At 64.2% G+C, this 12,868-nt stretch carries 17 protein-coding genes; 4 read left to right on the top strand and 13 right to left on the bottom strand.

Features of this window, described 5'->3' with window-relative positions:
- The first annotated feature begins 8 nt into the window (after positions 1-8).
- Both ACKVEX_RS11975 and ACKVEX_RS11970 read left to right on the top strand, forming a co-directional pair.
- Positions 9-596 carry a PepSY domain-containing protein gene (locus ACKVEX_RS11975; RefSeq protein ID WP_473215966.1) on the top strand — a complete coding sequence of 196 codons (588 nt, stop codon included), beginning with the start codon at positions 9-11 and terminating at the stop codon, positions 594-596.
- Between the two features lie 83 nt (positions 597-679).
- The gene (locus tag ACKVEX_RS11970) at positions 680-2,002 is read left to right on the top strand and encodes a ferredoxin reductase family protein (protein ID WP_473215965.1); all 1,323 of its coding nucleotides are present in this window, start codon (positions 680-682) and stop codon (positions 2,000-2,002) included.
- Positions 2,003-2,021: 19 nt separating this feature from the next.
- On the opposite strand, the gene ACKVEX_RS11965 is transcribed toward ACKVEX_RS11970, so the two are convergent.
- The 7 genes from ACKVEX_RS11965 to ACKVEX_RS11935 are packed head-to-tail and all read right to left on the bottom strand — an operon-like array spanning position 2,022 to position 8,397.
- Positions 2,022-3,458 carry a sensor histidine kinase gene (locus ACKVEX_RS11965; RefSeq protein ID WP_473215964.1) on the bottom strand — a complete coding sequence of 479 codons (1,437 nt, stop codon included), beginning with the start codon at positions 3,456-3,458 and terminating at the stop codon, positions 2,022-2,024.
- On the bottom strand, positions 3,458-4,117 hold the full coding sequence (locus tag ACKVEX_RS11960) for a response regulator (RefSeq protein ID WP_473215963.1): 660 nt from the start codon (positions 4,115-4,117) through the stop codon (positions 3,458-3,460). Before ACKVEX_RS11960 ends, ACKVEX_RS11965 begins: the two co-directional genes overlap by 1 nt.
- Positions 4,118-4,134: 17 nt before the next feature.
- The gene (locus tag ACKVEX_RS11955) at positions 4,135-4,782 is read right to left on the bottom strand and encodes a tetratricopeptide repeat protein (protein WP_473215962.1); all 648 of its coding nucleotides are present in this window, start codon (positions 4,780-4,782) and stop codon (positions 4,135-4,137) included.
- 11 nt (positions 4,783-4,793) lie between these two features.
- Entirely contained in the window at positions 4,794-5,585 is a 792-nt protein-coding gene (locus tag ACKVEX_RS11950) for an SDR family oxidoreductase (protein WP_473215961.1), read from the bottom strand.
- 10 nt (positions 5,586-5,595) lie between these two features.
- Positions 5,596-6,249, bottom strand: a complete 654-nt coding sequence (locus ACKVEX_RS11945; protein WP_473215960.1) for a TenA family transcriptional regulator — start codon at positions 6,247-6,249, stop codon at positions 5,596-5,598.
- Entirely contained in the window at positions 6,249-7,721 is a 1,473-nt protein-coding gene (locus ACKVEX_RS11940) for an AMP-binding protein (protein ID WP_473215959.1), read from the bottom strand. The genes ACKVEX_RS11945 and ACKVEX_RS11940 overlap by 1 nt, the downstream gene beginning before the upstream one ends.
- Entirely contained in the window at positions 7,705-8,397 is a 693-nt protein-coding gene (locus tag ACKVEX_RS11935; protein WP_473215958.1) for a thermostable hemolysin, read from the bottom strand. The genes ACKVEX_RS11940 and ACKVEX_RS11935 overlap by 17 nt, the downstream gene beginning before the upstream one ends.
- A 378-nt stretch (positions 8,398-8,775) precedes the next feature.
- Between ACKVEX_RS11935 and ACKVEX_RS11930 the strand changes: the two genes are divergently transcribed.
- Positions 8,776-8,982: a cold-shock protein gene (locus ACKVEX_RS11930; RefSeq protein ID WP_473215957.1), complete on the top strand. Its 207-nt coding sequence runs from the start codon at positions 8,776-8,778 to the stop codon at positions 8,980-8,982.
- Positions 8,983-9,078: 96 nt separating this feature from the next.
- Here ACKVEX_RS11930 and leuE read toward each other — a convergent pair whose 3' ends face one another.
- Positions 9,079-9,741 carry a leucine efflux protein LeuE gene (gene leuE, locus ACKVEX_RS11925; RefSeq protein WP_473215956.1) on the bottom strand — a complete coding sequence of 221 codons (663 nt, stop codon included), beginning with the start codon at positions 9,739-9,741 and terminating at the stop codon, positions 9,079-9,081.
- Positions 9,742-9,996: 255 nt separating this feature from the next.
- Between leuE and ACKVEX_RS11920 the strand changes: the two genes are divergently transcribed.
- A complete protein-coding gene (locus tag ACKVEX_RS11920) occupies positions 9,997-10,533 on the top strand; it encodes a CIA30 family protein (RefSeq protein ID WP_473215955.1) in 537 nt (178 codons plus the stop codon).
- A gap of 152 nt (positions 10,534-10,685) precedes the next feature.
- Here ACKVEX_RS11920 and ACKVEX_RS11915 read toward each other — a convergent pair whose 3' ends face one another.
- From ACKVEX_RS11915 to ACKVEX_RS11895, 5 genes are all read right to left on the bottom strand, one after another.
- Positions 10,686-11,270 carry a plasmid pRiA4b ORF-3 family protein gene (locus tag ACKVEX_RS11915; RefSeq protein ID WP_473215954.1) on the bottom strand — a complete coding sequence of 195 codons (585 nt, stop codon included), beginning with the start codon at positions 11,268-11,270 and terminating at the stop codon, positions 10,686-10,688.
- 53 nt (positions 11,271-11,323) lie between these two features.
- Positions 11,324-11,542 (bottom strand): DUF3820 family protein, encoded by a 219-nt coding sequence (locus ACKVEX_RS11910; protein WP_287366384.1) that lies wholly within the window; start codon positions 11,540-11,542, stop codon positions 11,324-11,326.
- On the bottom strand, positions 11,539-11,925 hold the full coding sequence (locus ACKVEX_RS11905) for a hypothetical protein (protein WP_473215953.1): 387 nt from the start codon (positions 11,923-11,925) through the stop codon (positions 11,539-11,541). The genes ACKVEX_RS11910 and ACKVEX_RS11905 overlap by 4 nt, the downstream gene beginning before the upstream one ends.
- Positions 11,876-12,319: a hypothetical protein gene (locus tag ACKVEX_RS11900; RefSeq protein WP_473215952.1), complete on the bottom strand. Its 444-nt coding sequence runs from the start codon at positions 12,317-12,319 to the stop codon at positions 11,876-11,878. Before ACKVEX_RS11900 ends, ACKVEX_RS11905 begins: the two co-directional genes overlap by 50 nt.
- 146 nt (positions 12,320-12,465) lie before the next feature.
- Entirely contained in the window at positions 12,466-12,867 is a 402-nt protein-coding gene (locus ACKVEX_RS11895; protein WP_473215951.1) for a PIN domain-containing protein, read from the bottom strand.
- Between the last annotated feature and the right edge of the window lies 1 nt (position 12,868).

Below are 12,868 nucleotides of genomic sequence, written 5' to 3'. Positions count from 1 at the left end.
GAACCATCATGACCACCTCGAAAATGAACATCCTCGGCACCCTCGCGATCACGGCCGGACTGGCCGTCGGCGCTGTCTGGCTCGTCCCGGCCGTCTTAGCACAGTCCTCGAGCGTCGCCGCATCCAGCACGCAGTCCGAGTGGCTGACGATTCCGCAGCTCCACGACAGGCTCGAGACGGCCGGCTACACCGCGATCGACGACATCGAGCGCGAGAAGGACGGCTATGAGGTCAAGGCCACCGACCGCAGCGGCCGCCGCGTCGAACTCGACGTCCATCCGGTCACCGGCGAAGTCCTGAAAACCGAAACCAAGAGCGACAAGAGCCGCGCCGACAGCCGGAACCAGCGTGCCGACTGGCTGACCATCCCGCAACTGTACGGGAAACTCGAGGCCGCCGGCTATACCGGAATCGACGAGATCGAGCGCGAGCAGGACGGCTACGAGGTCAAGGCTACCGACCGCGACGGCCGCCGCGTCGAACTCGACGTCCATCCGGTAACCGGCGAGGTCCTCGAGACCGAAGTCAAGAACGACAAGCGCAGCGACGCCGGCCGCAGCCAGCAGAGCCTGCTTGCGCCGGAAGCGCTGAGCTGATCGTCGTGCAGGATCAGGCCCGGGCCGCAGACCGGCCCGGGCGCTGATACGCATGGTCCGGATCATTGCCACGGAAGACCATCATGATTGCCGCACTGACCTCCCTCATCGCCGTCATCGTGCTGTCCTGGGGCGCCGCGCTCGCGGTCACCGGACCCGGAACGACTTCCATGGCTTGGGCCGCCTACGACCAGGCACTGTATCTGAGCGGCCTGCTCGCGATCGGCCTGATGTCGTTCGCGATGGTGCTCGCGACACGGCCGCGATGGCTGGAGAAACCCTTCGGCGGCATGGACCGGATCTATCGCGCCCACAAGTGGAGCGCCATTCTCGCGGTCGGGTTCGCGACGCTGCACTGGCTGGTCGAGATGTCCGACGATGTGGTGAAGTCCCTGGTCGGCCGTGCCGGACGTGTACCCGAACAGCACTACACCGGTCTGCTCGACAGCCTTCGCGACGCCGCCGAGGAATTCGGCGAGTTCGCGATCTACGTCGTCATCGCGATGGTCTTGCTCGCGCTGTGGAAACGCTTTCCGTACAAGTTCTGGCGGCATATCCACCGCGCGATGCCGGCGCTCTATCTGCTGCTGGCCTTTCATGCGGCGATGCTCGCACCGACCACTTACTGGAGCCAGCCGATCGGCATCGTGCTCGCTTTCATGCTGACCGCGGGTTCGATCGCAGCCGGCCTGTCGCTCACCGGCCGGATCGGTCGCAGCCGCCAGGCGCAGGGTACGGTCCTGTCGGTCGAGACGCCGACGCCCGACATCACCGAGATCATCTGTCGTCTGGAGGGTCCGTGGCGCGGACACCGGGCCGGGCAGTTCGCGTTCGTGCGCTTCGACCGTTTCGAGGGGGCCCACCCCTTCACGATCGCCAGTGCCGATCGGGGCGACCGCAGCGTCCGCTTCGAGATCAAGGCGCTGGGCGACTACACGCGAGGGCTGTCGAAGCGTGTGCACGTGGGACAGAGCGTAACCGTCGAAGGCCCCTATGGCCGCTTCGAACTCGACCGACGCGATACGAAGGCTCGACAGATCTGGATTGCGGGCGGCATCGGCATCACGCCGTTCATCGCGTGGCTGGAGGCCTTGCGAGCGAACCCGGACGCGGCGCCGGCGGCCGAACTGCATTACAGCACTAGAAACGCCGAACGGGACCCCTTCGTCGCGAGGCTCCATTCGCTGTGCGCAACGCTGCCACACATCACGCTGACCGTTCATGACTCGAGCGAGCCGGATGGCAGCCTGACCGCCGAACGACTGGCAGCTGCCCACGGCGATGCGAAACATACCGAGGTGTGGTTCTGCGGTCCCCGTGCGTTCGGCGAGCAACTGCGCGCAGGACTGGCGCGCAGCTGGGGCCGTCGCCTGCGCTTTCATCAGGAGGCCTTCGACATGCGTTGAGCCCGGGGAGGCTGGTGGACTAGCGGGGCAGCACCACCTCGACCTGCAGTCCTCCCAGCGGCGAATCGCGCAGCACGATGCGGCCCCGATGAAGTTCGACGATTCGACGGACGATTGACAGGCCGAGGCCGGCCCCGTTGCCCACGCCTCCACGAAAGAAACGCTCGAACAGCCGCGGCTGCATCGCCTCCGGCACGCCGGGACCGTCGTCATCGATGAAGAGCGCAATTTCGCGCGGTCGCGCCTCGAGCTGGACCCGGATCCGGCCGTCGTCCGACGTGTGCTGGATCGCGTTGCCGACGAGATTCTGCAGCAGGATACCCAGCCTGGCCGTATCGCCGCGCACGCGGTGATCCGCGTCCTCGTCCGCGTCCAGGCTCAGCTCCTGTCCGCGCTCGAGCGCGAGCGGAATCAGTTCGGCCAGTTCGGCGACCACGAAGGCATGCATGTCGATGTCGCGCACCGATAGCGCCTCGGCATTCGGTTCGAGGCGCGCCAGCGTCAGCAATTGCGCGACGAGCCGCGTCGCACGCTCGACGCTGCCTTCGATGTGACGCAACGCGTCGCTGCGGTCGGCCGGATCCGGTGACTCGAGGGCGTTCTGCGCATGAATGCGCAGAACGGCCAGGGGCGTGCGCAATTCATGCGCCGCATCGGCCAGAAAACGCTTTTCGCGTTCGAGCAAGGCATTGAGCTGATGCAGCAGACGGTTCAGCGCCGCGACGATCGGTTCGAGTTCGGCCGGCAGCGGCTCGATCAGCAAGGGGCTCAGGGCCTCGGGCTCGCGCGCCCTGATCAGGTCGGCCATCTGCTGCAACGGACGCAAGCCCCAGCCGATCGCCAGCCACACCAGCACCGCGATCAGCGGCAGGCCTAAGACATCGGGCAGGATGCTGCGCAAGGTGATGCTGCCGACCAGTTCGCCGCGCACATCGTCGCGCTCGCCGACCAGGATCCAGCGGTCGTCGCTGCGGTCACGCAGCATGAACAACCGCCAGCCGTGACCGTCGATCGTCACGTCGTGGTACCCCGGCAAGCTATCGCGCAGGCCGGCGAATACCGATGGATCCGCCGAAGCGTTGCGGTTGGCAGGCGTAAGCCCTGCGACCAGCACCTCGACCCAGCCGGACGGTGCGCTGGCCGACTGCAGCAATACGCCCGCGTCGTCCTCCAGTACCTGAAATGCGAGCTTGCTCTCGTAGCGATGCCCGCCGGTCTCGGCGCGCGGCGCACTGACGGCAGTATCGAGCGATTGCTGCAGCGCCAACCTTGCGGTCGACGGCATGTCCGCGCCGACCATCCCGGCGATCAGGCGCGCGCCATGTGCAAGCTGCGCATCGAAGAGTTCCTCGATCTCGTGCTTCGCGTCGACATAACTCTTCAACGACAACAGCGTCATCGAGACGCCGAGCAAGCCAAGCACCAGAAAGACCGTTCGGGACCGGATGGAGCGCATCAAGGCTTGTCCACCATGTAACCGACACCGCGCATGGTCCGGATCAATTCAGGCGCGAATTTCTTGCGCAGATGATGGATATGCACCTCCAGCGCATTGCTCTCGACTTCTTCGCCCCAGCCGTAGAGCACCTGCTGCAGCTTGTCACGCGTGAGCACACGCCCCGGCTGCGCGATCAATTCGTGCAGCAGCAGGAATTCCTTGCGCGGCAACACGACCGGCGTGCCCTGCCAGCTCACCGCCTGCGTGCTGGGATCCAGCGTGATGCCGCGATACTCCAGCGTCGGCTGCGGACGATTGAAGCTGCGGCGCAACAGCGCGCGCAGACGGGCCTTGAGCTCGGCGACATCGAAGGGCTTGACCAGATAGTCATCGGCTCCGGCGTCCAGCCCCGCGATCCGGTCGCTGGTCGCATCACGCGCGGTCAGCACGAGTACGGGAAGCGGATTGGCGGCCGCCCGCAGCGATCTGATCACGTCCAGACCATCCATGCGCGGAAGCCCCAGATCCATGATCGCGATGTCGAAGCTCTCGTGGGTGAGCGCGTGCAGTGCGCTGGCGCCGTCGCGAACCCAATCCACCGTGTAGTTTTCCGGTTTCAAGGCGGTCAGGATACCTTCGCCCAGCCCGGGATCGTCTTCGACAAGCAGAATCCGCATTCTTGCGTTCTCGCTCCTCAGTCGAGCTTCTCGGCCACCTTGGCGAGCAGCGCGTCGATCTCCGCCCGCCGGCCTTGATCGGCCAGCGCGCGACCCGGCCGGTCCGGCGCGGCACGGGCACGTAGCAGCGCCCTGCGCGCTTCATCATAGCGCTTCTCGCGGTACAGGTAATCGCCATAGAAATAGTTGGCATCGATTCCGTCCGGGTTGATCTCGATCGCCTGCTTCAGCATCTGCTCGGCGCGATCATCGTCGCCGAAACCGATCGGCCATCCGGGCACCTGATAGTACAGCGAACCCAGGCTGGTATACGCGGAGCCGTCGAGCGCCCCGGGATCGAGCACCAATGCGGCTTCGAGGCTCGCACGCGCCTGCTTGGCCAGATCGAGCGCGCCGAGACCGCCCTTCGCGCCCGCCCAGGAGCCGAGAACGATGCCGCGCCAGATCAGCAGTTCGGGCGATTCCGGTATCTGCGCCAGGGCCTGCTCCACCTCGTCGCGCAGCGTCGCAAATGCCGCTTCGCGATCGGCGGCCGGCGTGCCGTAGTTGATCTCGGCCCAACGCGCCTGCAGGCGCGGCAGTTGTTCGGGTTCGCCTTCCAGCGCGAATGCAGACAGATTCCACAGGCATGCGGTGACGATCAGTATGTTTCGTATGCTTCTCATCGGGTCTTCCTTCAATGTTCGTTACGGGCGAAACGTTCGACGGTGGGCAACTGCCGGTGCAGGGCCCGGTCCACCAGCCGCGGCAGCAGGCCGTTGAGCTGGACGAAGAACTTCTCCGGCCAGCCGAGATAGGTCTCCTTGCGCTCCGCGCCCAATGCGGCCAGCAACGCGTCGGCAACGCTCTCGGGCGCATCCATCGACACCTTGAGATCCTCGTTCATGGCCACCAGCGCGGCTGAATTCAATGCGGTACGCGTCGCGCGCGGCGCCACGTACAGGACCTTGATGCGGGTATCGGCAAGTTCGCGGCGCAGGGCCTCCGAGAAACCGCGCAACGCGAACTTGCTGGCGCAATAGGCGGCAAAGCCGGCGTAGCCGATCGAACCGAAGATCGATCCCACATTGATGATGGCAGCCTGATCGGCCTCTCGCAGCAGCGGCAACAGGCGATGGGTGAGCTGGATCGCGCCAGTCACGTTGACGTCGATCAGTGCCGCGATGGATTCCTCATCCTGCTGTTCGAGCAACGCGAAACAATTGACCCCGGCACCGTTGATCAGGCAGTTGATGCCTTCGAATTTCCGCGCGGCAAGGCACACCGCGTCGCGACCTGCGCGCTCGGTCAGGTCGGCCTGTACGATCACCACCTGGCCCGGATGGCGCTGCGCGAGGTTCTCGAGCGGCTCCAGGCGTCGCCCCACCGCGACGATACGGGCGCCCTCGCGGCACAGCGCATCCGCGATCGCCTGCCCGATGCCGCCGCTCGCGCCGGTGACCAGCGCCCTGCATTCACTCGTTTTCATCGGATCCACCTCAGCTCACCATCGACAGACTGCGAAACATGTCGCCATAGAGGCGATACACGACGCTTGCGGTGTGCACCACCGCGCGTCGGTCTTCCGGGTCGTCCAGGCGGTTCATCAGCTGCTTCAACAGCTCGATGTGTTCGAGATCCAGGCTGCCGTGCGACTTTAGATAGCTGAATGCATTGTCGGGTAGCGCCAGCCTGTCCTGGATGATGCCGGCCGCGCGGGTCGCCAGCACGATGCTGGTGCCCTCCAGTACATTGACCATGCCGAAGAAGCTGACCGGGTTGTCCCGCGCGATACGGTCGTACACATAGCTCACCATCAGCTCGGTCGGAAGCGCGGGGGAGGCGGTGCGCACCGCCTCCGCGTCGCCCCCGCAGGCGCGGATGTCGTTCAGAATCCATTCCTGATGACCGGTTTCCTCTTCGATGTACTCCGCGACCGCCGTACGCAACCACTCCAGCCGCTCCGGCAGGCGTGCGCCGCAGGCCATCAGCAGCGGCACCGTGTGCTTCACATGGTGGTAGGCCTGGCCGAGAAAGGCCAGATAGTTGCGCAGCGAGACCTGTCCGCCCAGCGCCTGCCGGATGATCGGCGCGCTCATCAGGTATTCGCGGTCCGCGGCGGTGCGTTCCTGCAGGGTTTCAAAAAAGCTCATCAAATTTCTCCATGGGTGAGTTCGGTATTTGCAAGTCGGGCCAGGGTCGTCCGGTAGTGCTGCTCGAGGGCGGCCCTGCGAAGACGGCCGTTGGCCGTCGCGAGGCCATTGGCCGAGCTGAAAGGCCGGTCGGCGCGCAACCAGCGGTGCACGCGTGCATAGTCAGGAAGACTGCGATTGACGATGTCGACGACGGCCTCGAGTGCGCTGTCGGGCGCGGACGGATCACGCGGTACGAGGACCGCCGTGTTATGCACCATCGCCTCGCCGTAAAGCCAGGCCTGGGCAATGACGCCGTGCTGCACGAGCTCCGTCTCGACCCACTCCGGATCGACGTTCCGTCCGAAGGCGGTGATGAATTGATTCTTCTTGCGTCCGCACACCTCGAGAAAGCCGTCATCCAGTCGTCCGAGATCTCCGGTCGCCCACCATTCCCCCAGAGATTCGGGTTCGCCCAGATATCCGAGCATGCGCCCACCCCGGACCAGGATCTCGCCGTCATCGGCGAGTCGCACATCGACATGCGGCAGCGGCCGTCCGACCGTGCCGATCCGACCTGCCTGCGGCGTATTCAGACAGACCACCGACGCGCACTCGGACAATCCGTACCCCTCGAACACCGGCAAGCCGAGCGCTTCGGCGCGTCTGAGCAGTGCCGGGGCGACGCGCCCCCCGCCAACGGCGATGAAGCGTAACGCGTCGGGCCGGGGCAGGCCCGCCTCGATCGCGGTCACCAGCGCATGCAGCAATTGTGGCAACAGAATCACGCTGTGCGTGTCGCTGTCGATCAGCGTGCTCAGGAATCTCGGCACATCCAGCCGGCTGGAGCCCTGAAGCCCCGAATCGGCCATCGATAGCAATTCGACCCGCACGCCGGCAAGCAGCGGAGCGTAGACGCCCGCAATGTTCTCCAGCAGCACGGACAGGGGCAGCACGCACAGGTGTCGCGACACGCCGCTGGCGCTGCAGGCGTCGCGCAGGCTCCGGGCGACATCGAGCAAGGCATCGACACCCAGGCATACGCCCTTCGGCTCACCGGTCGTACCCGATGTAAAGGTGAGCTTCACCGTGCCAGCCGGCAACACGGCGACCACCCCCGGCTCGCGCATCGCCAGCCGTTCGTCGACGCTGCCGAAGCCCGCCGCAACCCATGGCGTGACATCGTCCGTGATGAGGCTGTCGACACCCGCACTGTCGAGCACATGGCGCTGCTGGTTCGGAGAGAAGAAACCGGGCAAGGGCACGCACACCCGGCCAGCCTGCAGGATCGCGAGATCCCACAGCACCCATTCGAGCCCGTTGTCGAGCGCCAGTGAGATTCGCTCGCACCGATGTCGACGCAAGCGCGCCGCGCGTTCGGAGACCTCTTGCAGCACCTGCGCCCCGGTCAGTTGCCGCTCGCCCTGCTTGAGCACGACGCTGTGCGCATGCGTCGACAACGCATCGAACAGGCGTTCAGGCGGCCGCGACATGGCTCACCCCGAAAGACACATGGCGCGCACGAATCACGACCTGCCGCAGCAGGTCGGCACTGGACAATCGCTCCCGGCCTCGGACGATATGTCCGGCCATCACCTGCGGGTGGGCATCGTAGTACGACCCCCAGTGCGCAAGCTCGGCGCCCATGCGGGCAGCTTGTGCATCACCGAGCGCCATCGGCTCCAGTTCGAGCCGATGGAAGCTATTGACGACTTCCGGCGTCGCCGTGAACACGACCCAGTCGAAGCCCTCCGCCGCGAGCAGGTCGGTGAGCGCGACAATCAGCACACGCGCGGCACCACCGCTGCGCGCCGCGAGATTGCCGACTTCGACGATGCGTTCCCTGGGTGGCGTGTAGCCGCATGCAGCCCGGATTTCGCACTCCACCGGATGATCAAGGTAACGTTCCAGAAACAGCGACTCGCTGCCCGCGTCACGCAAACCAACGCTTGCGCGCAGCTGCCCGGCCCCGTCCTCGAGTCCCAGCAGTTCGGGCATGAAATGGCGGATCCGTGCCCCGTATCGCTCGGCAAACCGGTCGCCGATGAAACCTTCCAGTGCAGCTCTGTCCCTTGCCGGCGCGGTCGGTCCCACTCGGCGAAGCGCAAATCGCGGTGCGACGCGCTTGCGCGCAAGCACATGTCTGTCGGGTTCGCCTGTTTTCGTCATGAAGAATCGCTCCGTGATCTCAGGACACGATTCTTCACCCCATTGCTTAAGGAAAACTTAAGCGGCGTCCGCGAGCACACCGCGAGGCTGCGGCGGGCAGGCAGCTAGGGCCGGGTATTCACCGCAGCCCGCCCATCGGGGCGCGACACGGAGCATCGCTCGTCCAGGAAGACCGATTGCAGCGCAAACTTGAATAAAAGAGTCGGAAACGCTTGTGCTGACGGGGCTGCGGCCTCATACTGCGCCGAGCGGGTTTTCAAAGTACGTCAGCTTTTCGCAGTGCCTCATGTAGTGGCGCCATGGTTCGATAGCTCCAAGCCTTGATTCTCGTCATTCCGGGCAGATGCCCATTTAATTATCATTGCAAGGATGCATCAAATGGCACAAGGTACTGTTAAGTGGTTCAACGACGCTAAAGGCTTCGGTTTCATCACCCCGGCTGACGGTGGCGACGATCTGTTCGCTCACTTCTCCGCGATTCAGGGCAACGGTTTCAAGTCCCTGGCCGAGAACCAGAAAGTCAGCTTCGACGTGACCACCGGCCCGAAAGGCAAACAGGCAGCTAACATCCAGCCGATCGACTGATTGTCCGATCGCCTGATGTAAAAGATGGCCCGGCTCTGCCGGGCTATTTTTTTTGTCGACCTGCAGATCGAGCACTGCAGGACGCGACTGCAACGATCAGGACAAGGTCGCGGTCGCCAGTTTCACCCCGAAGGCGATGAACAACCCGCCGATCCCGCCGGTCGCAGTCGCCGCGAGGCGGCGCCGACGACGGAACTGACCGGCCATGTATGCACCCGCGAAGATCAGCAATGACAGGTACAGCAGGCTGCAGATCTGCACGATGCCCCCCAGGATCAGGAAGGACAGGCCCGGGTATGCATAGCCCGGATCGACGAACTGGATGAAGAAGGACACGAAGAACAGGATCGCCTTCGGGTTCATCAGACTGATCAGCAACGCGGTGCGAAACGTCTTCGGTGTACCGCAGATCGATTGCGCCACCGCCGATCCATCGGGTTCCGGCGTACGCCGCCCCGACCAGTTGGCAAGGGCCGAGCGCATCAAGCCGATGCCGACCCAGGCAAGATAGACGGCCCCGGCATACTTGACCACCATGAACAGCTCCGGTGTCGTGCGCAGCAGCGACGCGGTGCCTGTCGCGGCCAGCACCATCAGGATGAAATCACCGGCGAATACGCCACAGGCACCGCGATAGCCCGCACCGGTCCCCCAGCGCGCAGCGGCCGACATCACGTAAAGCGAGTTTGGCCCTGGCAACAACACGATGAAGATCGTGCCCAGGATGAAGGTCGCGAGATCGGTGATGCCGTAGAACACGTGAGCACCCGCAATGTCCAAATGTAAGAGGCTTAATGTGCCATGCGGCCGCGATGGATTCCAGCGCCGCATGGAGAAATCCTCGGTGAGACCGCCAAAAGCGATCGTCGGAACAGCGGTTGGACGACGGTTTTCAGGATGGACCTGACGAGCGAGCGGAACAGGCCTGACTCCGGTCGAGGCAAGGCTTCGGTGAAGGCTCGTCCGGTCGAGGCAAGGCTTCGGTGAAGGCTCGCACTGCGCGATAATATTGCGATGAGGCCAGACACATCATCCACGCGCAAGCTGCTCTTCGATTTCTCCGTCCCCGGCTCGCTGGCCGACTGGTCGGCTGTCGATGACGTCGTAATGGGCGGCGTGTCCCGCAGCGCGCTTCATGGCTGCGGGGACGGGCATGCCAGCTTCGAGGGCTTGGTGTCGCTCGCCAATGGCGGCGGCTTCGCGTCGGTACGCTGCCGACCGCTGGCGCTCGGCCTGCCCGGGGCAACGGTCTGCTCGATCGAGGTGTGCGGCGACGGACGACGCTACAAGCTCAACCTGCGCACCGACGACACTTTCGACGGCGTGAATTATCAGATCGGATTCTCGCCACCGGCTGGCGAATGGGCGCAGGTCAGGCTGCCACTGGCCGCTTTCGCACCGAGCTGGCGCGGGCGCCCGGTGCCGGATGCGCCGCCGCTCGACCCTGCACGAATCCGGCAGGTGGGTTTGATGATCGCCGACCGCCAGGCCGGTACGTTCCGGCTCTTCATCCGGCGCATCGAATTGATGAGTGCGGCTGACGAAGATTAGGCCGCCGATCACCCGGGTTCCTTAAAGAGCCCGTTGAGAACAAAAAGGCCACCCTCTCGAACATCTCCCTGCTTGATCGTTTCGCCCCCAAAAACCATCAGCAGGAGTGACCATGCTCATAATGGTCCCGATTGAGTCACGTACGACTGACGTCACACCCAACGATTCCAGGCCATCCGCAGCAAGGCTGCATTGGCGGCATGTCGGTCGAACCGCGCCGCGTCAAAATCCTCGCCAGCCCATTGCAGCAGCCGGCGACCTTCATCATCGAGCGGCCGCTGTGAAATCTGCTCCATGAAGTCCATGTAAGCCCCTGCGCCACCAACATCCTCAGGCGGACAGGCTCTCTCGCCAGCCGACACATAGGCGTAGCCTCGCTGGTCACCCTCAAGAGACTCAACGCGCTCGACCACAACACGATGCCGCCAGCTATCACCGAAATCGTAAAGGTAGGAGAAGTGGTCCCCGGTGCTCGCTACGCGGTCCAGCCTCACTCTGCGCTCATCGAAGATGTCTCGCTCCGGGTCATCTTCCGGATGCGGCGTTGCATAGGTCTTGCCACCAATCTCGAACTCATGCAGATGCGCGTCCGTCCAGCCCATCGCAGCTTGGATGTAGTGGTGCAGCTTAACCAGCGTCGTATCGCCATCGACGAGCAGTCGGCGCCAGACAAGCGGCTCGACATCCTGAAGCTCGACGCGAAGGGTGTAGGCTTTAACTTCGGATTTTCGTGACATTCGACCTTCCTCTTTCCTGTCTGCCCGCCACCACCAAGGCAGCGGGCCTTTGCTTATCCAGACCGCTTTCGAAGCGGTTCGACCAAAGCACGTAAGTTGTTGTGGTCCAGCTCATACATGAGCGCCAACAACTGGCCAAGCTGCCCGTTTGGAAACCCTTCACGTGCGAACCAAGCCAGGTAATGCCCGGGCAGGTCTGCAATGAGACGACCCTTGTATTTTCCGAAGGGCATCTCCCGGGTCACGAGCAACTCCAGCAGTTCCGGCGTCACAGCGCATCCAGCAGTTTCATGAAGTTCCGCTTGCGCTTCCACTCCAGCCGGATTTCCGCCAGTTCATCGCCGAACATGGCCAACTGCTTGTGTGCCGCGCGCAGTGCGCGAATTTTTTCGACGATGGCAAAGGCCTCGTCGTAGTGGGAACCGCGTGAGCCGCCCTCGACTCGATGCGGGACCAGACGTTTGTAGAGCACTATCGCCTCCTCGTGGTGCGTCTTGCCCCGCGCATCGGCCACTGGCTCCCAAAGACCGATATCGACCTTTCCCCCTTTGAATACATCCCACATGGCCTCGGCATCGCCCTCTCGCAGAAAAATGGAGACGATGTCACCCCGGCGGGCTTTGTCCCAAGGACTGCGGCTGATGCTCGGGCGCAAACACCAGCTCGAACACCGGATGCTGCGGCTTGAACACCTGCGGCAGCATGCGCGCGGCGAGCTTGCCCGCCAGTTCCCATTCGCTGCGCGCGCCCATCGCCATCTCGGGGTGGTGGTCGACCATCTCGCGGCAGTCCTGCAGCGACACCGCCGCGCCCGGCTCCCACAGCAGCAGGCCGTTTTCGGCGAGGAAGCGGGCGAACAGCATGCGGTGCCAATGCTCGTAGGCTACCTCCCACACCAGCCGTTGGATGGTTTGCCCCTCACCCCCAGCCCCTCTCCCATTGGGAGAGGGGAGAAAACTGTCGCCCAGGCTGCGGCCGAGGGCACGCAGACGGCGGCGCAGGATGCGCTGGGCGTCGTTGAGATAATCCGGCACCCTGCCCTCACCCACCGCGAGCTGCTGAAGGGCGGCACGGGCGGCGCGGTCTCGGCGATGTCGCGGGCGGCCTTGACGGTGTTTTCAAGCTGGGTGCGCAGCGGCTTGGCGAGGGGAGCGTGGGTCATGCAGAACATTGATGTCGTAAGCGATGGGCGCAATCAGGCCGCGACCCAGTTTTCCAGCTGCAGGCCAGGGTAGTCGCGGAAGTCGTCTTCGTTGTTGGTGACCAGCACCGCGCCGGCGGCGATGGCGTGGGCGGCGATGAGGCGGTCGAGGGCGTCGCGGCGGCGGTCGCGGACAGCAGCCAGCACACCATACTGGGCCGATGCATCGGTATCGAGCGGCAGTACCGGTACCAGCCGAATGAGCTGGCGCAGGCTGGTGGCAGCTTGCGCATGGTCAGCACCCGTGCAGCGCTCGACGCCATGACTCAGTTCGGCGTGCGTGACCACCGACATCACCACCTCACCCACGCTGACCTGCTGAAACCGCGCGATGACCTGAGGTGGATGGTTTTGCATCAGGTGAATGCAGATGTTGGTGTCGAGCATGTAGCGCATG

It is taken from the genome of Denitraticella aggregata (assembly GCF_048158365.1).
Lineage (GTDB): Bacteria > Pseudomonadota > Gammaproteobacteria > Burkholderiales > Rhodocyclaceae > Azoarcus_F.
This window is presented reverse-complemented; position numbering and strand designations above follow the sequence as displayed.